The following is a 22246-nucleotide window of genomic DNA, read 5'->3' as shown; positions in this document are numbered from 1 at the left end:
CCTGATTCCTTAGTCGAGGACTTACGCCGACCTACGCGGACTCACGTTGGCTTACGCGACCGCTTCCTGCAGACGGGACGCCTGCTTGTCCTTCAGCGGGCCGATGACCGACAGCGAGGGCCGCTGTCCCAGAATGTCGCGGGCCACGTCCCGTACGTCGTCCGGGGTGACCTCCGCTATCCGGGCCAGCATGTCGTCGACCGACATCTGCTCGCCCCAGCACAGCTCGCTCTTGCCGATACGGTTCATCAGCGCGCCGGTGTCCTCGAGACCGAGGACCGTTGAGCCCCGGAGCTGGCCGATGGCACGACCGATCTCGTCGTCGGACAGGCCGTGTTCGGCGACCTGGTCGAGCTCGTCGCGGCAGATCTTCAGTACGTCGTGGACCTGGCTCGGGCGGCAGCCCGCGTACACACCGAAGAGCCCGCAGTCGGCGAAGCCCGAGGTGTACGAGTACACGCTGTAGGCCAGGCCGCGCTTCTCCCGTACCTCCTGGAAGAGGCGGGAGGACATGCCGCCGCCGAGCGCGGTGTTCAGGACGCCCAGGGCCCAGCGGCGCTCGTCGGTGCGGGGCAGGCCCGGCATGCCGAGGACGACGTGGGCCTGCTCGGTCTTGCGGCCGAGCAGTTCGACGCGGCCCGCGGTGCGGATGGTGCGGGAGCCGTGGCGCGGATCGATCGGGGTGACGTCCAGCTGCTTCAGGGCGCCCGCCTTCTCGAAGGCCGCGCGGACCTGGCGTACGACCTTGTTGTGGTCGACGTTGCCAGCGCAGGCGACGACAAGGTGCGTCGGGTCGTAGTGCTTCTTGTAGAAGCGGCGGATGCGGTCCGCGGTGAGAGCGTTGACCGTGTCGACGGTGCCGAGGACCGGGCGGCCGAGCGGGGTGTCGCCGAGCATGGTGTGCGCGAACAGGTCGTGCACGCAGTCGCCCGGGTCGTCCTCGGTCATCGCGATCTCTTCGAGGATCGCGCCGCGCTCGACGTTGACGTCCTCTTCGAGGATGAGCGAGCCCGTCAACATGTCGCAGACCACGTCGATCGCGAGGGGGAGGTCGGTGTCGAGCACGCGCGCGTAGTAGCACGTGTACTCCTTCGCCGTGAAGGCGTTCATCTCGCCGCCGACCGCGTCGAGGGCGGAGGAGATGTCCATCGCACTGCGGCGGTTCGTGCCCTTGAAGAGGAGGTGTTCCAGGTAGTGCGTGGCGCCGTTCAGAGCCGGCGTCTCGTCGCGCGAGCCGACGTGCGCCCAGATGCCGAAGGTGGCGGAGCGCACGGAGGGCAGGGTCTCGGTGATGACGCGCAAGCCCCCGGGGAGGGTGGTCTTGCGGACCGTACCGATGCCGTTCTCGCCCTTGATCAGGGTTTGGGTACGGGCGACGGCCCGCGCCTCCGAGGAGGTGCGGGCCGTCGCCGTGGAGCTACTCGACGTCACTTGTCGGTGTCGTCCTTCTTGTCGTCATCGTCGCCTTCGCCCTCGATCACGGGGATGAGGGAGAGCTTGCCGCGGGAGTCGATCTCGGCGATCTCGACCTGGACCTTGGCGCCCACACCGAGCACGTCCTCGACGTTCTCCACGCGCTTGCCGCCCGCGAGCTTACGGATCTGCGAGATGTGCAGCAGACCGTCCTTGCCCGGGAGCAGCGACACGAACGCACCGAAGGTCGTCGTCTTCACGACGGTGCCCAGGTAGCGCTCGCCGACCTCCGGCATGGTCGGGTTTGCGATCGAGTTGATCGTCGCGCGAGCGGCCTCGGCGGACGGGCCGTCGACAGCACCGATGTAGATGGTGCCGTCGTCCTCGATCGTGATGTCCGCGCCGGTGTCCTCCTGGATCTGGTTGATCATCTTGCCCTTCGGGCCGATGACCTCGCCGATCTTGTCCACGGGGATCTTGACGGTGATGATCCGCGGGGCGTTCGGGGACATCTCGTCCGGCGTGTCGATCGCTTCCATCATCACGTCGAGGATGTGGAGGCGGGCGTCACGGGCCTGCTTGAGGGCCGCGGCCAGGACGGAGGCCGGGATGCCGTCCAGCTTGGTGTCGAGCTGGAGGGCGGTCACGAACTCCTTGGTGCCGGCGACCTTGAAGTCCATGTCGCCGAAGGCGTCCTCCGCACCGAGGATGTCGGTGAGGGCGACGTAGTGCGTCTCGCCGTTGATCTCCTGGGAGATCAGGCCCATGGCGATACCGGCGACGGGGGCCTTGAGCGGCACACCGGCGTTCAGCAGCGACATGGTGGAGGCGCAGACCGAGCCCATGGACGTCGATCCGTTGGAGCCGAGGGCCTCGGACACCTGACGGATCGCGTAGGGGAACTCCTCGCGCGTCGGCAGGACCGGCACGATGGCGCGCTCGGCGAGGGCGCCATGGCCGATCTCGCGGCGCTTCGGGGAGCCGACGCGGCCGGTCTCGCCGACGGAGTACGGCGGGAAGTTGTAGTTGTGCATGTAACGCTTGCGGGTCACCGGGGAAAGGGTGTCCAGCTGCTGCTCCATACGGAGCATGTTCAGGGTGGTGACGCCCAGGATCTGGGTCTCGCCACGCTCGAACAGCGCCGAGCCGTGCACGCGCGGGATGGCCTCGACCTCGGCGGCGAGCGTACGGATGTCCGTGACGCCACGACCGTCGATGCGGACCTTGTCCTTGATGACGCGCTCACGGACCAGGGACTTGGTCAGCGAGCGGTACGCGGCGGAGATCTCCTTCTCGCGGCCCTCGAACTGCGGGAGCAGCTTCTCGGCGGCCAGACCCTTGACGCGGTCCAGCTCGGCCTCGCGCGCCTGCTTGCCCGGAATGGTGAGCGCCTGGGTGAGCTCGTCCTTGACCGCGGCGGTGAGCGCCTCCAGGACGTCGTCCTGGTACTCGAGGAAGACCGGGAACTCTCCGGTCGGCTTGGCGGCCTTGGCGGCGAGGTCGGCCTGGGCCTTGCAGAGCACCTTGATGAAGGGCTTCGAGGCGTCCAGACCGGCGGCGACGACCTCCTCGGTCGGCGCCTCGGCACCGCCCGCCACCAGCTGGATCGTCTTGTCGGTGGCCTCGGCCTCGACCATCATGATCGCGACGTCGCCGTCCTCCAGGACACGGCCCGCGACGACCATGTCGAAGACGGCGTCCTCGAGCTCGGTGTGCGTCGGGAACGCGACCCACTGGCCGTTGATCAGCGCGACGCGGACGCCGCCGATCGGGCCGGAGAAGGGCAGACCGGCCAGCTGCGTGGACGCGGACGCGGCGTTGATCGCCACGACGTCGTACAGGTGGTCGGGGTTGAGCGCCATGATCGTGGCGACGACCTGGATCTCGTTGCGCAGGCCCTTCTTGAAGGACGGGCGCAGCGGGCGGTCGATGAGGCGGCAGGTGAGGATCGCGTCCTCGCTCGGCCGGCCCTCACGACGGAAGAAGCTGCCGGGGATCTTGCCGGCGGCGTACATCCGCTCCTCGACGTCCACCGTGAGGGGGAAGAAGTCGAGCTGGTCCTTGGGGTTCTTGGAGGCGGTGGTGGCCGACAGCACCATGGTGTCGTCGTCCAGGTACGCCACGGCGGAGCCGGCGGCCTGCTTGGCCAGGCGGCCCGTCTCGAAGCGGATGGTGCGGGTGCCGAAGGATCCGTTGTCGATAACGGCCTCGGCGTAGTGGGTCTCGTTCTCCACTAGCGTTTTCTCCGATACTTTTCGCGTCTTTCGTCCCGATCTGCCCGTGTGGCAGGAGGACGCCTGCGGAGAAGCGCTCCATCTGGTGCGGGCCGGTCTTCGATCGAAGCACCCGGGGCTCGCAATCCCCCGGGGGCCACTACCGAGGACCGGCGGCGGCGAGGTGCACTTCTCCTCGTTGGGTGGGCGGCCGCGTCAGCGCCGTGCACTGTCGCGGTACCACCAGGTGTCGTACGTATTGCGTTGTGCTACCACACTACAAAGGGGCAGTGACACTCCGCACGTAGAGCACGTACAGCAAAGGGAGCGGCCCCCTATCAGTGGGAACCGCTCCCTCCACGGTGTCTTACTTGGCGCCCGCCGCGCCGCGGCGGATGCCCAGGCGGTCGACCAGCGCACGGAAGCGCTGGATGTCCTTCTTCGCCAGGTACTGCAGCAGGCGACGGCGCTGACCGACCAGGATCAGCAGACCACGGCGGGAGTGGTGGTCGTGCTTGTGGGTCTTGAGGTGCTCGGTCAGGTCCGAGATACGGCGCGAGAGCATGGCGACCTGGACCTCGGGGGAGCCGGTGTCGCCCTCCTTCTGGCCGAACTCGGTCATGATCTGCTTCTTCGTAGCGGCGTCGAGCGACACGCGTACTCCTCGTAGTCTGTGATGAGCCACCGAGTGCCCCCGGTCTGTATCTCGGGGGAGCTTCCGTTACTCGGGAGGCGGGGATCCGCTGGGCGCGTCCTCCAGATCCCTGAGCGGCTCCTTGCGGAGTGCCTTGGGCGGGGTCCGGGGGTGCGTACACGAACGGCCGTTACACAGCGTACCAGCCTGGTCGGGCCCGTTTGCCCGAGGGCCGGGCCCGTGAAACGTCTCCCTTCGGGAGACCGAATCAACGTGGTCGCCTGCGGCGACAGCGGCAGCGGCCGGCACGAGGGAGACCAGGCAGACGTCCTTGACGCCACGGGCGACCTTGTACGTCCACTGCGTCTTGTCCCCGGGCGACTTCGTCCCCGTCTCCCCGATCTCCGATCTCCGATCTCCCTGATGTCGTCGGGATCCTGGCGGGCCGCCGCCGTGCGCAGCGGGCGTACGGGGACGGCGGCGGCCGAAACTCGTGTGGTCAGGGTCTTTCAGCTGGTCATGGCTCGGGCGGCCGCGTACACGTCGAAGACCGCCAGCGTCAGCGGCACCAGGGTCAGCAGGACGAAGCTCTCCGCGATCTCCAGGAAGCGGCCCCAGAAGGGGGTGACGCCGCGGCGCGGGACGATCAGGCCGATGGCGGTGACCAGTGCGGCGGTGGCCGCGATGGCCGCGACGAGCCAGAGCGTGCGGATGTCGAGGGCCGACCGATCGCCGGTCAGGGCCTCGCGGATGAGCGTCGTCGGCGGGTTGAGCGCCAGGCCGAGGCCGAGCAGGACCAGGGCGCCGAGCCCGGCGGCCAGCGTGGCGGCGACCTGCGCGGTGTACCGGAAGAGGTGGGCGCGCATCAGCATCGCGACGCCGGTGGCGAAGGCGAGCAGCTGCGCCCATACGTCGTCGGAGAACCCGAGCACGGCCGAGGCGCCAACGGCCAGCAGCGCGCAGCCGCCGACGAGGCCGACCAGGAGTTCGTGGCCGCGGCGGGCCTGCGCCGTGATGCGTTCGGCGTCGACCGGCTGCTGGGGCGCGGGGTCGGCGCCGTACGCGCCGCGAGCCGCGTGCGGCGGATCGAAGCCGATCGGAAGCCGGGCGAACCGCAGGGACAGGCCCGGCAGGAAGGCGAGGGCGCACACGGCGAGCGGGGCGCACAACGCGGCCGTCTCAGTGGGCTTCAGGTCGGTGAGGGTCGCCACGAAGGTGGTGAGCAGGCCGATACCGGAGGCGAAGACGAAGGCGACGAACGGACCGTCGGCGCGCGGCGACGCGATGGTGAGGATCACGGAGGCGATCAGTACGGCCGCGCAGGCGAGCAGGAACTGGAGCCTGCCCACTCCCTGCTGTTCGGGGAGGGCCAGCAGTCCGGAACCAGCCACGCCGAGGTTCGGCAGCGCTCCGAGACCCAGCGCGACCGCTGAGGCACGGTCGTCGTAGATCCGCGCCCGCACCGTGCCGAGGACGAGCAGCAGCAGACCCGTGACGCCGGCGAGGATGCCCGGCAGGCCGTGCATGTCGTGCCGGGGGTCGGCGGTCCACGCGACGAAGGCGAGCAGGGTCGCCAGCAGTCCGCCGCCGAGGAGTCCGGCGCCACGCGTGAGGTCGCCGCCCCACAGCGTCCGGTCACGGGTCACAGCGGAGGCGACCGCGTCGGAGACGTCGTCGAAGACGGCGGGCGGCAGCGACTCGGAGAAGGGACGCAGGGTGAGGATCTCGCCGTCGAGGATGCGCTGCGCGGCGAAGGAGCGGGCACCGTCGAGGACGGCGCCGTCCCGGCGTACGAGGTGATAGCCGACCGGGGCGCCTTCGGCAGGGCTCTGCTGCGACAGCCGAAGGATCTCCGGGTAGATGTCGGCGACCGGCATGTCGTCGGGCAGGGCCACGTCGATCCGGCTGTCGGGCGCGACGATGGTGACCCGGCAGAACCCGAGGCCCGTGCCGGCCCCTGACGGGGTCCCGGGGCTGGGCCCTCCGGCTCCGGTGGCTGTCGCGGAGGCCGTCATGCTCACCTGCTGCTCCCCCTCAGTGAAGATTTCCGTGATGGTTCTGCGATCACGCCCGGTCGTACCCGGTGCTGGTTGCGTGTGTGCGATGTGGATGTTTTGCGTCTGCTACGGCACACGGCCTCGCGGGCCGAGGCGCGGCATCCGACAAATCGGCTATACCGGGCGCCACTTGGGCTCGGACCCCTCCTGGAAGGGTGAAATGCCCTGTTTATCCAGCCTGGTTCGCGTGTGCTTACACGCATGTCCGGCACCTTACCGCCCGCCGATGTCAGTGGTGATCAGTAGGATCGCAAACCGCGATCGGCGTCCGCCTGACACGGGGCGGCGGACGGAACACCTCGGTCCGGCAAGGGAATTGGTGCGTAGTGAGCCACATCGTCGTCAAGCGCCCACCGCGGGCGCTGCCGTCCGAAGTGCCCACGGAAGAGGTCGTCCTGCAGCCGCCGCCCGAGCTGCCGCGCGGGCAGCAGGAGGGCGTCCTGATGCAGCTGCTGCCGACGCTCGGCATGGGCGGCTCGGTGGTCTTCTTCTTCATGAGCCCGCAGCCGTTCATGCGGATCATGGGCATGGTGATGATCGCCTCGACGGTGGCCATGACGATCGCGATGATCGTCCGCTTCCGCCGCGGCACCCAAGGGCAGCTGGCCGACCTGCGGCGCGACTATCTGCGCTATCTGTCGCAGACCCGGCGCTCCGCCGTGGACACCGCCGAGGCCCAGCGCGACGCGCAGTACTACCTCCATCCGTCGCCCGAGCAGTTGTGGGCGCTGGTCGCCGAGGGCAGCCGGGTGTGGGAACGCCGGGCGAGCGACGAGGACTTCGGGCAGGTGCGCGTGGGGCTCGGCCCGCAGGGGCTCGCCACTCCGCTCGTGCCGTCCCAGACCGCTCCGGTGGAACAGCTGGAGCCGCTCACCGCGAGCGCGATGCAGCGCTTTCTGGCCACCCACAGCACGCTGGACGACCTGCCGATGGCGGTCTCGCTGCGCGCCTTCTACCACGTGACGGTCAGCGGCGAGCCGGGCATGGTGCGGAGCGCCGCCCGCGCGCTGACCGCCTCGCTCGCGTCACTCCACTCCCCCGAGGACCTGGTGATCGCGGTCGCCGCCGGTCGTGATGCCGCACCGCAGTGGGAGTGGACCAAGTGGCTGCCGCACTGTCAGGCGCCGGGCGCCGCCGACGGAGCCGGCAGCCGGCGCCTGATCACCGGCGATCCGATGGAGCTGGAGTCGATGCTCACCGCCCGCCTCCAGGGCCGCCCACGCTTCCACCCCAGCGGAGCCCCGCTGCCGGATGAACCCCACATCGTCGTCGTCCTCGACGGTCTTTCGCTGCCCCCGACATCGATGCTGGCCAGCCCCGAGGGGTTGCAGGGCGTGACGGTCGTCGAGGTCGTGCCGGGCGAACTGCACGGCGGCCGCGGCGACTTGTCCATCGCCGTACAGCCGGGATCGCTGCGACTGGAGTCGGGACACGGGCTCGTGTACGAAGGCACGCCGGACGTGCTGTCGTACGAGGCCGCCGAAGCCCTCGCCCGGCAACTGGCCCCGCTGCGCGTCGTCACCGGTGGGGACGACGACCAACCGCTGCTCGCCAACCTGGAGTTCACCGATCTGCTGAGCCTCGGCGATGCGGCCTCCGTGGACACGAAGCGCACCTGGCGACCGCGTTCGCAGGCCGAGCGGCTGCGCGTCCCGATCGGCCTCGGTGAGGACGGCCGCCCGGTGATGCTGGACCTCAAGGAAGCGGCGCAGGAGGGTATGGGGCCGCACGGTCTGTGCGTCGGAGCCACCGGTTCCGGCAAGTCCGAGCTGCTGCGTACGCTCGTACTCGGTCTGGCTGTCACCCACTCCTCCGAGACCCTGAACTTCGTCCTTGCGGACTTCAAGGGCGGTGCGACGTTCGCGGGCATGGCCCAGATGCCGCACGTCGCGGCCGTGATCACCAACCTGGCGGACGACCTGACGCTGGTCGACCGCATGGGCGACTCCATCCGCGGCGAGCTCAACCGCCGCCAGGAGATGCTGCGCGACGCAGGCAACTACGCCAACATCCACGACTACGAGAAGGCGCGCGCGGCGGGCGCCGCGCTCCAGCCGATTCCCTCGCTGGTTCTCGTGATCGACGAATTCAGCGAACTGCTGACCGCCAAGCCGGACTTCATCGAGATGTTCGTGCAGATCGGCCGCATCGGCCGTTCGCTGGGCGTGCATCTGCTGCTGGCGTCGCAGCGCCTGGAGGAGGGTCGGCTGCGCGGCCTTGAGACGTACCTCTCGTACCGCATCGGTCTGCGGACGTTCTCTGCCGCCGAGTCACGCGCGGCGCTCGGCGTCCCGGACGCGTACGAGCTGCCGAACGTGCCGGGTTCCGGGTTCCTGAAGTTCGGCACGGACGAGATGGTGCGCTTCAAGGCGGCGTACGTCTCCGGGGTGTACCGCTCCGGTTCGGCGCGGAGCGCCACGCCGGACGGGACGCTCCCGGTGGACCGGCGGCCGGTGCTGTTCACCGCGGCCGAGGTGCCCGTGCGGTACGCCGCGGTGCCCCAACAGCGCCCGGAGGCCGGGCCGGACACCGATGACGCCCTCGCCGACACCGTGCTCGACGTGATCGTGCGTCGCCTCGAGGGGCAGGGCGCGGCGGCCCACCAGGTGTGGCTGCCGCCGCTGGACAGCCCGCCGTCGATGGACGCGCTGCTGCCGGGACTGGCAGCGGTGCAGGGGCGCGGCCTCACGCAGCCCGGTTACGAAGGGGCGGGCCGCCTCGTCGTACCGCTCGGCCTGGTCGACAAGCCGTACGAGCAGCGCCGCGACCCACTGTGGTGCGACTTCTCCGGCGCGGCGGGCCATATGCAGATCCTCGGCGGCCCACAGTCCGGCAAATCTACGCTGCTGCGCACGCTCATCGCGTCCTTCGCGCTCACCCACACTCCGTACGAAGTGCAGTTCTACGGGTTGGACTTCGGCGGCGGCGGTATGGCGGCGTTGGCCGGGCTGCCGCATGTCGGCGGGGTGGCCTCGCGCCTCGATCCCGAGAAGGTGCGGCGTACGGTCGCCGAGGTCTATGGCGTGATGATGCGCCGCGAGGAGTACTTCCGCTCGGCGGGCATCGCGTCGATCGCGGACTTCCGGACGCGGCGGGCGCGGGGCGACATCTCCGTGAACGATCAGCCGTGGGGTGACGTGTTCCTGGTCATCGACGGGTGGGGGAACTTCCGGTCGGACTACGAAGCGCTGGAGCAGCTTGTCGTCGATATCGCCGCGCGCGGTCTCGGTTACGGCATCCACGTCGTCCTGACCGCGTCGAGGTCCATGGAGGTCCGGTCGAACCTCAAGGACCACCTCATGAACCGCCTGGAGCTGCGGCTCGGCGACACCATGGACTCCGAGTTCGACCGCAAGGTCGCCGCCAACGTGCCCACCGGCGTGCCCGGCCGCGGCCAGACGCCGCAGAAGCAGCACTTCATGGCTGCCGTTCCGCGGATCGACGGGCTGTCGTCGGACACGGACCTCGCCGATGCCACGGCCGCGCTCAACTCCGAGGTCACACGGCACTGGCAGGCACCCGGGGCACCCGAAGTCCGGCTCCTGCCCCGCGAGTTCCCCGCCGAACAGCTTCCGCCGGGGCACCTGTTCCCGATCCGCGGTGTGGCCTTCGCCCTCGACGAGGACAACCTCGAACCGGTCTTCGTGGACTTCGAGCAGGACCCGTTCCTGCTCGTCTTCGGCGAGAGCGAGTCGGGCAAGTCGAACCTGCTGCGGCTGCTCATCAAGCGCCTGACGGAGCGTTACTCGGGCGACGTCTGCAAGCTGTTCGTCGTCGACAACCGGCGTTCCCTGCTGGACGTCACCCCGGCTTCCCACCTCGCTGAGTACATCCCCATGTCCAACGCCATGGGCCACCACATGGACGCCCTCGCAGACCTCATGCAGCGGCGCACACCCACGGCCGACGTCACCGCGCAGCAACTGCGCGACCGGAGCTGGTGGCGCGGGCCGAACGTGTTCGTCATCGTCGACGACTACGACCTGGTCTCCACGTCGAGCGGGAATCCACTGGGAGGGCTGACGGAACTCCTTCCGTTCGCTCGGGACGTCGGCGTCCGCTTCATCATCGCGCGCTCTTCGGCCGGCGCGGGGCGGGCGGCGTACGAGCCCTTCATCCAGCGGATGAAGGAGCTGGGGGCCCAAGGCGTGGTGATGGCCGGCGACCCGGGTGAGGGCGACGTTCTGGGTGGCATCCGGCCAAGGCCGATGCCCGCGGGTCGGGGGATCTTCGTGTCGCGTAAGCGGGGGAAGCCGTTGGTGCAGATCGGGTTCGAACCGGAAAGGACGTTCTGATGGTCGGCGTGGGCATCTTCTTGATACTGCTCGCCCTCTGGCTCGCTGGTCTTGGACTTGCTGACCAGAAAGCGCTGTGGTGGCGTTTCCAGGCGCGTCGCTTCAGCGACCCGGACGCGAACGAGCCGTCGGAAGCGGGGTACCGGGCCCGGCGAATTCTGCTGCTCTCATTCGCGACGGCGACGGCCGTGATGGCCGTGTGGTGGTTCACCGACATTGATTACTTCCAGTCCGGTGGGCTCAAGGACTGACACCAGAAATCTGCACAGGGGCTTGTGAAGAGTCCGAGTAGCAACGCGAACGTGTGAATACGTCTGGCTACGCTGACCGGAGCGCGATCGTCCGGTGAGTTGGCCGGGCGAGGACACGGGGGAAGGAGCACGCCGATGGCGTGGGACGAGTGGGAGCAGCTGAAGTCGCAGGCGGCGGAGCGTCAGTCGACGCAGATGCAGCTGAACCAGATGGATCCGGGTGGTGGCGGAAGCCTACCGGCGGACCCGACTGAGTACGGCAAGCTCAGGAAGAGTGAGGCCGAGCTGGCGAAGATCGGCCAGCACGCGTTCGACCTCTACGACAAGCTGTGGACCAAGGGGCGTAGCGCGGTCGCCAACAGCGACAAGGCCGCCAGCGATCTCTCCAAGCAGGGTTTCGCGCTGGGCGGCGGACTCCAGCATGTGTCGACCCGCTGGGACGCGCAGCTCCGCTCCCTCATGGACGCGTGCGCCCACATCTCGAACCACATGTCCGTCACCAAGAAGCTGCACGCGGACGACGAGCACTACATCCGTCGGCAGATGAGCAGCATCGACACCCTGGACGCGGGATTCGACGAGCGAGTCGGCGATCCGGGCAAGAAGAACCCGGTGTACGGCGAGCCGAGCGAGAAGAAGGACAAGAAGGACAACTGATGGATCTCGACGCTCTCCGTGACGCCAACTTCAAGCTGCTCGATGACGCCGTCGAAGACTGGACGACAATGGTCGGCGATCTCGAGGACCTGAAGGACTCCGCCGACAAAGGTCTGAGGGGCGCGGCCAACAAGTCTAATTGGGCGGGCGTGAACGCCACCGTCTCCAAGGAGTTCATCGGCAAGACCGCCGGTGAGTTCGAGGACGCGCACACACAGGCAAATTCGATCCGCAATATCCTCAGGGACACGCGGGACGAGCTGAAGATCTATAAAGGCAAGCTCAACGATGCCATTGATCGAGGTCGGCAGAAGAAGCTCACGGTCCTAGGCTACGAGGGCGGGTTCACCGTCACCACGAATGTCCCGCCGGAAGCCCGAGCCCAGCAGGACAGGGACAACAAGGGCGACATCACCGCACTTCGCGACGAAATCCAGGGGATTCTGGACAAGGCCTCCGAGAGCGACAGCTCGGCCAATACCGTTCTTCAGGCCATCGCGGACCAGAGCACTTTGGGCTTCTCCGACGCCAACTACAACAACCGGGACTCCGCGGTCGAGGCCATCAAGGAGGCCGACGAGTTGGCCAGGCTGGCGAAGAAGAAGCCGGAGGACATGACCGTCGAGGAGTTCGACAGGCTCAACGTCGGCCTGAAGAAGTACGCGAACGACGACTTGTTCGCGGAACGCTTCGCCACGAACCTCGGGGCCGAGGGCACGCTCAACTTCTGGACCGGCATCAACGACCCGCACAGCGCCCGGGAGCTGGGCAGTCAGCGAGTCGACCAGTACGACGACCTGCAGAAGAACCTCAGTCTCACGCTCGCCAACGCCACACAGAGCGACTCGGCCGGCATGACCGACTGGAAGAGCAAGATGGTCGAGATGGTCGACAAGCCTGTCGGCCGCAACGGCGGCTTCCCGCTCGGTGGTCAGGTCATGACCAACCTGATGCGATGGGGCGACTACGACGACAGTTTCCTCAACACCTACGGCGACAAGCTGATTGAGACGGAGAAGAAGTTCACGGACAACGGCCGTCACAGTGCCTGGCAGCGCACAGGCATGGATCCGCTCCTCAACCGCACAGGCACCGACTCCGGCTGGGACCCGATGACCGGGTACCTGAAGGCGCTGTCGAACAGTCCGGACGCGGCCACCGAATTCTTCAATGGCACGTTCGTCACGAAGGATGAGGACCATGACTTCACTCACGACACCGATGGCGACGGCAAAGAGGGCAAGAGGACTCTGACCAACTTCGACTACCTCTTCGAGGAGCGCGACTGGCCACAAGACGTAGACGACAAGGGGGACGACAGCATCGCGGGTCGGAACAACTTGGCGATGGCGCTGGAAGCGGCTACTACGGGGCATCCGGCGGGTGAGTTGCCGACGCTCGACACACCCCCGCACAATGCGGAACAGGCGAAGCTGATGGAGAGTCTCGTCGGCTCCATTTCGGAAGACAACGAGCGCGTCACCAAGCACGGATACATGGGCGACAGCATCGGGCAGATCGCGTCGGAGTACCTTCCGGACATCAACCGAGCCATGACCGATGACGGCGACGACGACACGAACCGTCTCTTCCCCGTCGTCGGCTCCGAGGCCGAATTCAACCATCGAGACGTGACACGATTCCTGTTCACCGTTGGTCAGAATCCCGACGGGTATGCAGCGGTCGAAGTCGGCCAGAAAGCCTATATGGCAAACCTGATGGATTACCACCTGAATCCTGATCTCCCCGAAGAACAGCGATATGCCAAAGACCCACAGTTCGTCGTTGAGCAGATCGCGAAGGGTTCGGGCGAAGTTTCGGGAACCCTTGCACAAGGCCGTGCGGAGGCCGTCGCCGGCGAGGCGGAGGAGAAGGACAAGGCCTACGAGCACTCAGTAGCTCAGTGGAAGAACGCAATCTCAGGAACAGTAGGCACCGTCACCGGTGTTGGTACGACCTTGATCGCCAGCCCTGCCGGAGGCGCAGCAGTCGGTGGGATCGCGGGCACTGCGACCAGCATGGTCCTTGAAGAGATCTTCAAGGACGCCGAAGGCAAGGCCAAGGATGAGGCTGGCCCTGTCATGGGCGAGCACTGGGAAAGCGGTCTGGACAGTAACGGCAAGTACACCGAGAAGGCGGCCGAGACCGCGGCAAAGAACCACAACAGGACCGACCTCCCTGACGTCGGAGAATGGGCACGCGATGGCGCACAGCGTGGATTCGACGCGTCAGGAACGAATGTCGGCGCGATGGCAGCGGACCTCAAGACGGATATCTGACGTCGAGATGTCGGGCATCGGTCTCACATCTTGAACAATACTCATCCCCGTTCAGAGAGGTATAGGGCCTTGAAACACTCCCGTCTCCGATCCTCGGCGACACCCAGACGAGTTGCCTTCTTGGCGACAGCCGTCGCCATTGGAACCGCACTGTCGGGCTGCTCGAAAGACGAGGAACGGGAGTACGCGCTGCCGAAATCGCTATGTGGCGTGACGGTAAACCCCGACCTGATGTCCCCCTTCCTGCCGCCCGGAAAGAAAATCGCTACGCAGCAGGAGTCACCGAACGGCGGAACCAAGCGATGCAAGGTAAGCGTCGATGGGGAAGTCTCCTTGATCGCGGGTCAACTGTGGTGGGAGAAAGGAGGCACCGTCGCCGATGTCGCCTCCGTAAATGCGCGGGTAGATCCCGGTCAGGTAACCGATAATGAGAAATACCTCTACTCCGGGACTGGCGCAGTCGGCAAAGCAGAGGGATGTACTGATGCGACTCATCCGGACCAGGTTCTGTTCACCGTACTTCAAGTATTTACATCCGGCCAGGATGACGCCGCCACGATGAAGCGCCTGATAGTCGACTACACCGAGCAACTCCAAGAGAACAACAAGTGCGTTTAGGGAGAGCGGACAAATCAAGGTTATACGCCAGGCGGCGCTGCATGTCGTAGCGCCGCTGGCACTACTTCTCGCCGCGGGCTACAGCCGGTACGGGCTAAGCGACACCGGAAAGGGCTGGCGCTATGAGGACAAACTGGCAACGAACTGCGACGGGCTGATCGCCCCATGACGAGTCCGCTGTCTTCACCGGTCTAAATACAGAATCCGGTTTGCCGTACGACAAGCGCTATAGCTACGGCGACGACAGCTATAACTACTGCAAGGTCGCAGACATGGAACTGACCATCGCTCTGATAGCCAACGATGCCGTCGGATCCGGATCGGGTGCCTCCGAGGTGTTCAAGAAGTTACAGTCCAGCACGTCGGACAACCTTTCGGTGGCCCTAGGCGGCGGCTGGTACGGCTATACAGACATGCTCAACACCGATGTCGTGCTGCCCTGTAACAACCGGCCCGCTTCTGTCGTCGTGTCCATCGCCGGCGACGAGTCGCACGACAACCCGAGCGAGGCCCGGGCCATGGGAGAACTGGCTGCCGCCACTGCCCGGAAAGCCGCTGGCCGTTGGTCGTGCCAGGCTGAATACGGGGGGGCGCATCCCCAAAGTGTCTACAACGTCAGCGCTGGATTCCCCCGCCTCCGCGACGGCTACGTGTGACGGCGTCCCGTCCGATGACGACGTGAGGATCGACTGGGTCAAGGGGACTGAAGGGTCGGGCGCCACTCCGCTGGAGGAGTGCGTGTTGGGCGAGTTCGGGGCGGATGAAGAGGCTCTTTACCACCTCTAGCGACGGAATACGCCGAACCACAGAAGAGCTTCCTTCTCACGGCTCCGCGCGCGTTCGCCGAACGATCGGCAGCCCGGCACGACTGCACGGACCTGAAACTGCCGAACTGAACCGGTCCGGGACAAGCTGGACTCTTCAACAGACCCGAAGCGGTCCACCTTCGCCGGGACTGGATTCCATGTGGTGGGCCAACTTCGACGACTGAATGATCGAAAGGGGTCACGTACGCACCCCAACTCGTCAGACCGGAGCCATAGAGCGTTGGGCGGGGCAATGACCAGCCCGTTGTCCAGTGCCGCAAACGGCTTGCCAAGTAGGGTGAGCACACAGTTCGTTCGCACGTCAGGAAGGGGCCGTCGCACCATGGCCGAGGGACAGGACCAGGGCGTCGAGGCGCGGGACGAGGACGTCAAAGCGCGCAAGGAGCGGGAGAAGAACGAGCTCTACGCCCTCGACATCTCGGGCGCCGAGTGGCAGAGCGCACCGGGTACCGAGGAGCACGAGGAGCGCGTCGAGATCGCGTACCTGCCGGGCGGTGCCGTCGCCATGCGGTCATCCCTCGACCCTGAGACGGTGCTGCGGTACACCGAGGCGGAGTGGCGGGCATTCGTACTCGGGGCGAGGGACGGGGAGTTCGACCTGGAGCCTGCGCCGCACAATGGCGGCGTGGCCGCGGATTCGGCGGAGTAGCGGGCGAGCACATCAGCGAGTGACCAGTTTCCTACACAGTCCCGGAAGTGCTGGCCTCGCCTCCGCGCTTTTCCACTCAACGCCTACCTGTCATGTGCGGGTTTTCCAAGTCGAGTGGTGCGCGCCCCGGCGACAGGACGGCCGTAGCTGTCGTCCAAGACGGTGATCGGCAGATTTGGGACAGCTCTCGCAACCCGTGACCAGGCCTTGCCGAGGTCACGCGTGTCCCGAAGCTGCCAATCGTGCGACGGGGCCACCGCTCAGGCTCGGAGACCCGCGTACGGTGCGCTGGCGGTCGGTCCAGGGGATTTGGGACGAGCAGTCGCTCATGGGGATCGAAGCCGAGTGCGCCCAGCTCGCCCTTCGGCTGAGTCCCAGTGAGGCTGGGGCTCACTACCGGAACGCACGCCGGGGTGGGCACCTCCCGTGCGTGCCCACCCCGTTCTTGCGCGCTGACCAACCCTGCAGCTACCTACAGGTAGTAGCTGGCGGCTACCTACAGGTAGTAGCTGGCGGCCTTCTTGTCGCCGCCCATGTAGTCACCGCCCGCTTGACCCACAACGCGCGCGATGGACACGAGCGCCTGGTGGATGTCGTTGGCTTCCTTGTCCCAGGCGGCCTGCTGCTCGGTGTACATCTGGTGGGCGTCGCCTTCCCACCCCGCGGCTACCCGGGCGACCATCCTCTTGATCTCTCCCAGATCGTTCTCGAGCTTCTTGGCCTCGTCTCCGAGCGTGGTGGCAGCTCGGTCAAGGGCATCGTACGTAACCAGCATTTCGCCGGGGTCGCCCGCCATGATTACCTCATCTCTTTCATGAATTCGTTTCGACAGCGAAGGTTCGGAAACTCAGCGCTCAGTAACCGCTGAGGCTCGACTTCGGTGCCCCGTCATACACATTGATGCCCTGCACCATCGCGCGAACCTCGTCCTCGGTGCCATCCTTGATCTTCCGGGTCTGGCTCATCGCCTCAAGGAACTTCACGAGGATGTTGCCGATCCGCACCATGGAAGTGTTGATCTCGTGCTGCTTCGTGTTGAAGGCACCGGCACCGATGCCCTTCCACTGCCCTTCGAGACCGTCAATGATCCCCTGCAGCTTGTGAAGCTGACCTTTGATCGCCTCGAACTTGACCTGGATGTCCTGCTCAAGCTTGAGCACTTCCGCTTCGTCTAGCCGCTGACGCTGCGATGCCATGACTGGGTTCCCTTCCTGACTTGAACTGCGAACTTTCGTTGGGACGTATCGAGTTACGCGTCAATTCGTGCTGAGTCGCGGAACTCAGGGCTAATGCGATGAAGTTGGGCTCTGGGCGGAGGGAGTACTCAACCGCTGCGCCGCGTACGCAGTACGGCGAAGGCGCCTCCTCCGACCACCGCCACCGCGGCTACGGCGCCGAGCACCACCCATAGCTGGGTGTTGTCATCGGAGGAGTTCGAGGTCGAAGCTGCCGCCGCCGTCCCGCCGGCCGAAGAGTTCTTCGGGGGTTGCGACGAGACGGGGGACGAAGGAGAGGGGGTGCCTTCTGTGTCCCCCTCGGAGGGGTATCCGTCAGTGAGGGGGTTCTCGTCGGCCGCACCCGGGTTGATGGTGCTCTTCGCGAGGGCGATGCGGGGGCGAACCGCACCGTTGCCACCGTAAGTACTCTTGGAGTCCTTCGCCCATTCGCGGCCCGCGGTGTCAAACAGGACCCGAACAACCTGGTTAGCCGTCCAGTCGGGGTGGGCGGACCAGATCAGGGCGGCGGACGCAGAAACAAGAGCAGTGGCAGCAGTGGTGCCACTGCCATCGTCGCAATAACTCTGGAAATTCGCATCACACCAGCGCGGGATACCGGGTCCAGGCGCAGCAATATCTACGTCCTCTCCATGCTGGGAGAAATCGGCCACCTTCCCGTTTCGATCGATCGACCCCACACCGAGTACCTCCAAGAAAGCGGCCGGATACTGCGGCTTGTTCCCCTTCTTGGCGTTGTCGCCCGTCCCCGCGATCAGCAGCTTTCCCTTTTTCACCGCGTACTCCAAGGCCGCATGCTGTCCGGCCACGTCCAGACCGATGGGGTACTGATTCCCGATCGAGATATCGATGATCTGGGCGTCACTGTCCGCCGCCGCTCGGATGGCCCTCTCAAGTGGATCGTTGACTTGGGGGACTTCGTCGTGCTGAAGGAGCGGCAGCCGAATGGGGATGATCTTTGCGCCCGGGGCGAGACCACGAAGGCCGTCGCCTTTCCCCGTACCAGCAATCAGTTCGGCCGTGGTCGTGCCTTGCCCGTCGTAATCATCTGTCGCTCCACCCGCCTTGTCGGTGAGGTCCACTCCCTTCAGGACCTGTCCCTTCAGCGAAGGAGTCGACGAGTTGACGCCGGAGTCGATGACCGCGACCTTGATGCCTTCGCCCGTGGAGACCTTCCACATCTCCTCGGCGCGCATCGGCTCCAAGTACCACTGCTTCGACTGGACATCGTCGGCAACCGCACTCGGAGCCAGCCCCGCAGGCAGGATGCTCAACACCGCGAGCGCCGCACCCACGGAGGACACCCGTCTCCAGGCGAGCCCCTCGAACGGCGCAGTCCACCTGCCACGTCGGCTGATCCCTGACTTCATGCCTCTGTACGTCCTCGCTCGCGCTCAGCCCGTCACCGGCGGCACATTGCGCCGCTGGCCACCGGACTGATCTGTGTCCTGATCCTCGACCGGGTGGTCGGGCCGCTGCTGAATTTCGTCCTCACCCCGGTCGGGGTTCTGCCGCGTGCCTGCAGGTCCGCGCACGAGGCCGCTGCCACCAGCGGTGAACGCGTTGCCTCTGGTGGCGGGCGTTCCGCCCTTGGGTGTGCCCACGACACCGTCGGGGTTACTTGCAGACCTGCGGGCTGCCTGACCAGCACTGGAGCCAGTCGTCGGGTTGGGCGCACCAATGACCCCACGCTGGCTGGTCCTTCCGTCCTCTGTACGCGAGCCGGCTGTGGCCTCGCCGCCGACAACCGTGCCGCGCGACATTCTGGATCCAGTCGCTCCAGGCATCGGCCCGACGGTGGGCCTCCCGCCGACCACACCACTGCCACGCCCCGCGCCGGTGGTACCCGCGCCTCCAGCACGCCCGCCTGCCGTACCGCCGACCCGGGGGGTTCCACCAGAGACGCCACGGCCCATCGGGGTCTGACCTGTCGCCGTGCCGGTGCCCCGGACGCCACCCTGGCCCGTCGCGGTCCCAGCACGCCCCATCGGGCCCGTGGATCCTCGCCCCGCGGGCCCTCCGGAGGAATTGCCGCTGGCGCTGACCGCCCGCCCCTGCGCTGATACGGGATTCCTCGCACCTCCGCCGAGGCCCGCAGGACGACCGACGGGCCCATTGACTGTGGGATTCACGAGGCCGCTGGCGAAGGACGGAACCGTCCCTCCCCCAGGCCCCGTCGGACCAGCCGCTGACGGGGGCGTGCCAGTCGCCGGAGTCGAGGTCTGCGGAGGCAGCGTGCCCACGCTGTCGATCTCCGTACCGACGATCCGCTCAGGGTACGTCGTCGAGCTGTTCACCTCTTTGAGTGACGACGGGGCGTCGGATGCACGTGAGTTGACCGACGCCGCGTCCGCGTGACCACGGCTCGGCGTTCCCTGCTCGCTGGTGGTCGCACGAGATTCGCTTCCCGTCTCGACGCGAGTCGGATCCGGCTTCGGCACCCCCACGCCGGGCATCGGCTTGAACGTCGGAGGCTCCTGACCCGCCAACGCCTCCTCCGACACCGCGTAGAACGACGACAACCGATTCATCTGGTTGATCGCCTCTTGCCGGTGGTTCTCGGCCTTAACCGCTGCGTCGTACTCGTCGTTGCCGTCGACGCGGGCGGGCGTCGGGATGTCCGAGACCGTCTTGGGATCGGGGCGATTGTCGCGGGGCGGCATGGAGCTCTTGACGGACGCCAGGCCTGTGCCCGCAGCCGTGATCTGGTTTCCTGCGGACTCGGCGAAGTCGGCGAGGCCCCGCGTGTTCGTGACGAGCTTCTCGCCCCATTTTCGGAAGGCTTCGCCCGCCTCGCCGTCCCAGTCGACCCGGCCGATGTGGCCACTGAGCTCGTCGGCGGCGTCGTTGATGGCGTCGCGGGCGTCCCACAGAGCCTTGCCCGCGCTTTCGAGATCGCTCGGGTTCGCCTGTTGCACCAGGTCGACCATGTCGTTGAGGCGGTGACCTTCGAAGTCCGTTTTGCCGAAGAAGCGGATGCCGCCGCCGAGGAAGGTGTTGTTCAGCATCTCCGATGCGGCGGTCGCCGCATCGATCACCCCGACCTGTTGATCCACCTGCTTCTGGTCGGCCCTGTGCTGGTCCTGGTGCTTCTCTTCGTCGCCCATCAGAGCCCCATCTCCTGCCCGTCGGTGGGCTTCTGCTCGGGCTTGCCGTTCTTCTCGCGCTCAGCCTCTTCGCTCTCCCCCTCAACCTGAGACTGAATCTCCCAGAAGCGCCGCCGCTGCTCCTCCTCCAGATTCCCGAACCCGATCTCCGCACCATGCACGGCGATCCACAGGGCCTCTATCTGCAGGCCCAACGTCTTGGAGAGCGAGGTGAGCCGCTCGTGGACACGGTCGTACTGGGCGTAGAGACCCGTGGCCTCCGCGAAGGTGGCGCCCTCGCCGCTGAACGAAGCGCGTGAGATCTTCTGGGCCGCGACCTTCGTCGAACTGCCCGGCGAGCCCTCGAAGGTCGCGAGCACGGTGTCGACGCGCTTCTTGAAGGTTGCGAGCGCCTCCAGGCCCACCTTGAGGTCAGCGCTCCCGCTCCCGCTGGCGCCGCCCATGTCCGCAGGAAGCACGATGCGTTTCCCTTCCCCGTTTCCCCGTTGAACCAGCCGACCTCTCCGCGGCCGCACCGGCTCTGATGCCTCTTACTGCGCCTTTACCACTTTAGACGTCGCGTACAACTGGGCTAACTGATCTATACCTTGCGACAGTTGGGAAGACGCGGTGGCGCTGCACGCCCGCACCTGCCCCAACTGGCACCATCCCGCCCAGAACACCTACGTGTGGCCGGGACGGCACGCCCCGAAATGCGACAGGATCTCCACTCGCTCTTCACTGGCTACCCGCTCTCCACCGACTGACGAAGGCACATCACCGGCTTATCCAATAACGTCCCTCGCACCCGGCCGCCCCCTCCTCCGAGCATCCCGCCAAGCCACCGCCACCCCGCTCAGCCCCGCCACCGCAACCGCCGCTCCCACAGCGACGTACGTGGCGAACCGCGCGTTGCGCTCCTCCACGGTTTCGCCCAGGTGGAGCTTCGCGGGGGTGGGGGCCTCCGCCTGGGAGATGCCGCCCTGAGGGGACCGGGACTCGACGGGCTCTTCGTCCTCCGTCAGGGCCCGTACCGGGTCGACGACGCCCCAGCCGACCAACCGGTCGTGCCCGGCGACCGACCGTTCAGCCGTCTGTTCGATCTGGGTGGCGATCTGGGCCTGGGTCCAGTCGTCGTGCTTGGCCTTGATCAGGGCGGCGACGCCGGCGACGTACGGGGCGGAGAAGCTCGTGCCGTTGTCGGAGCAGTGGCCGCCCTTGGGGACCGTGGAGATCATGTCGACGCCGGGGGCCGCCACGCCCACGAATTCGCCAGCCTGGGAGAAGGCCGCGCGTTCGTTGTTGCGGTCAGAGGCGGCCACCGCCAGCACGCCCTCGTACGACGCCGGGTAGGTCTGCTTCACAGTGCCGCCCAGGCCGTCGTTGCCTGCCGAGGCCACGACGACGATCTCCGCGTTGAGGGCTGCGTCGACCGCCTGCTTCAGGGCCGGGTCCGGCTCGACGGCGTTCGCCGTGTCCTGCGAGATGTTGATGACGTCGGCCTTGGCCTGGATCGCGTGGCGGATGGCGGCGGCCAGGGTTTCCGCCGTGCCGTGGCCCTCCGAGTCGTTCTGCTTGACGGGGATGATCGTCGCCTCGGGGGCCAGACCCACGAAACCCGTCTTGCCGGCGGGGCGGGCCGCGATGATGCCCGCCACGCGAGTCCCGTGTCCGACCGTGTCCGTCGTCCCGTCGTCCTTGCCTCGGTCGATCGGTTCCCCCTTGGCATCCTTCTCGGGTAGGTAGTTGGCGCCGCTCGACGCGTCGACAGCGCCTGTGAGTTGGGGGTTCTTCGTGTCCACGCCGGTGTCGATCACCGCCACTCGTACGCCCTTGCCCTTGGACTGGCTCCACAGTTCGTCCAGGAGGACGCGCTGCAGGGCCCAAGGTCGGCCCGCGTACTTCTTGTTCGGGAACGTGCACTGGTCGCCGGCCGCCAACACGGGCCCGGCAGAGGCGATGGAGGAGATGGCTGTCGTGCCGGCGACCATCGTCAAGGCCGCGGCCATGCGTGCGGCCCTGCGCGGCATGG

Annotated in this window: 17 protein-coding genes; 7 read left to right on the top strand and 10 right to left on the bottom strand. The window is 66.8% G+C overall.

Translation table 11 applies throughout. From position 1 onward, the window contains the following. Positions 1 to 51: 51 nt before the first annotated feature. The 4 genes from ACTWQR_RS24015 to eccD all read right to left on the bottom strand — a co-directional run bounded on the left by ACTWQR_RS24015 (position 52) and on the right by eccD (position 6275). Positions 52 to 1431 carry a M16 family metallopeptidase gene (locus ACTWQR_RS24015; protein WP_443229197.1) on the bottom strand — a complete coding sequence of 460 codons (1380 nt, stop codon included), beginning with the start codon at positions 1429 to 1431 and terminating at the stop codon, positions 52 to 54. Then, positions 1428 to 3647, bottom strand: a complete 2220-nt coding sequence (locus ACTWQR_RS24010) for a polyribonucleotide nucleotidyltransferase (protein ID WP_443229196.1) — start codon at positions 3645 to 3647, stop codon at positions 1428 to 1430. The genes ACTWQR_RS24015 and ACTWQR_RS24010 overlap by 4 nt, the downstream gene beginning before the upstream one ends. Positions 3648 to 3993: 346 nt before the next feature. Further along, complete coding sequence (gene rpsO, locus ACTWQR_RS24005) at positions 3994 to 4281, bottom strand: 30S ribosomal protein S15 (protein WP_007385095.1); 288 nt, start codon at positions 4279 to 4281, stop codon at positions 3994 to 3996. Between the two features lie 488 nt (positions 4282 to 4769). Continuing rightward, positions 4770 to 6275 (bottom strand): type VII secretion integral membrane protein EccD, encoded by a 1506-nt coding sequence (gene eccD, locus ACTWQR_RS24000; protein ID WP_443229211.1) that lies wholly within the window; start codon positions 6273 to 6275, stop codon positions 4770 to 4772. Positions 6276 to 6643: 368 nt separating this feature from the next. Here eccD and eccCa point away from each other — a divergent pair, with 368 nt between their 5' ends. The 7 genes from eccCa (at position 6644) to ACTWQR_RS23965 (ending at position 15893) form a co-directional block, all read left to right on the top strand. Beyond that, a complete protein-coding gene (gene eccCa / locus ACTWQR_RS23995) occupies positions 6644 to 10612 on the top strand; it encodes a type VII secretion protein EccCa (RefSeq protein WP_443229195.1) in 3969 nt (1322 codons plus the stop codon). Beyond that, the gene (locus ACTWQR_RS23990; RefSeq protein WP_443229194.1) at positions 10612 to 10863 is read left to right on the top strand and encodes a hypothetical protein; all 252 of its coding nucleotides are present in this window, start codon (positions 10612 to 10614) and stop codon (positions 10861 to 10863) included. The genes eccCa and ACTWQR_RS23990 overlap by 1 nt, the downstream gene beginning before the upstream one ends. 135 nt (positions 10864 to 10998) lie before the next feature. Continuing rightward, positions 10999 to 11520 carry a hypothetical protein gene (locus ACTWQR_RS23985; protein ID WP_443229193.1) on the top strand — a complete coding sequence of 174 codons (522 nt, stop codon included), beginning with the start codon at positions 10999 to 11001 and terminating at the stop codon, positions 11518 to 11520. After that, on the top strand, positions 11520 to 13799 hold the full coding sequence (locus ACTWQR_RS23980) for a hypothetical protein (RefSeq protein ID WP_443229192.1): 2280 nt from the start codon (positions 11520 to 11522) through the stop codon (positions 13797 to 13799). Before ACTWQR_RS23985 ends, ACTWQR_RS23980 begins: the two co-directional genes overlap by 1 nt. Before the next feature lie 120 nt (positions 13800 to 13919). Further along, positions 13920 to 14417: a hypothetical protein gene (locus tag ACTWQR_RS23975; RefSeq protein ID WP_443229191.1), complete on the top strand. Its 498-nt coding sequence runs from the start codon at positions 13920 to 13922 to the stop codon at positions 14415 to 14417. Between the two features lie 209 nt (positions 14418 to 14626). Next, positions 14627 to 15073, top strand: coding sequence for a hypothetical protein (locus ACTWQR_RS23970; RefSeq protein WP_443229190.1), 447 nt, complete (start codon positions 14627 to 14629; stop codon positions 15071 to 15073). Positions 15074 to 15566: 493 nt separating this feature from the next. Next, entirely contained in the window at positions 15567 to 15893 is a 327-nt protein-coding gene (locus ACTWQR_RS23965) for a DUF397 domain-containing protein (RefSeq protein WP_443229189.1), read from the top strand. Between the two features lie 496 nt (positions 15894 to 16389). On the opposite strand, the gene ACTWQR_RS23960 is transcribed toward ACTWQR_RS23965, so the two are convergent. From ACTWQR_RS23960 to mycP, 6 genes are all read right to left on the bottom strand, one after another. Continuing rightward, entirely contained in the window at positions 16390 to 16689 is a 300-nt protein-coding gene (locus tag ACTWQR_RS23960) for a WXG100 family type VII secretion target (RefSeq protein WP_443229188.1), read from the bottom strand. 58 nt (positions 16690 to 16747) lie between these two features. Then, positions 16748 to 17089, bottom strand: coding sequence for a WXG100 family type VII secretion target (locus tag ACTWQR_RS23955; protein WP_443229187.1), 342 nt, complete (start codon positions 17087 to 17089; stop codon positions 16748 to 16750). Positions 17090 to 17217: 128 nt separating this feature from the next. Further along, on the bottom strand, positions 17218 to 18423 hold the full coding sequence (locus tag ACTWQR_RS23950; protein ID WP_443229186.1) for a S8 family serine peptidase: 1206 nt from the start codon (positions 18421 to 18423) through the stop codon (positions 17218 to 17220). Between the two features lie 99 nt (positions 18424 to 18522). Continuing rightward, positions 18523 to 20235, bottom strand: coding sequence for a hypothetical protein (locus ACTWQR_RS23945; protein WP_443229185.1), 1713 nt, complete (start codon positions 20233 to 20235; stop codon positions 18523 to 18525). Beyond that, positions 20235 to 20693, bottom strand: coding sequence for a hypothetical protein (locus tag ACTWQR_RS23940; RefSeq protein ID WP_443229184.1), 459 nt, complete (start codon positions 20691 to 20693; stop codon positions 20235 to 20237). Before ACTWQR_RS23940 ends, ACTWQR_RS23945 begins: the two co-directional genes overlap by 1 nt. A 306-nt stretch (positions 20694 to 20999) precedes the next feature. Further along, positions 21000 to 22205 (bottom strand): type VII secretion-associated serine protease mycosin, encoded by a 1206-nt coding sequence (gene mycP / locus ACTWQR_RS23935; protein ID WP_443229210.1) that lies wholly within the window; start codon positions 22203 to 22205, stop codon positions 21000 to 21002. Positions 22206 to 22246 lie beyond the last annotated feature (41 nt).

Origin of the sequence: Streptomyces sp. 2A115, assembly GCF_052245575.1 — a bacterium.
Lineage (GTDB): Bacteria > Actinomycetota > Actinomycetes > Streptomycetales > Streptomycetaceae > Streptomyces.
This window is presented reverse-complemented; position numbering and strand designations above follow the sequence as displayed.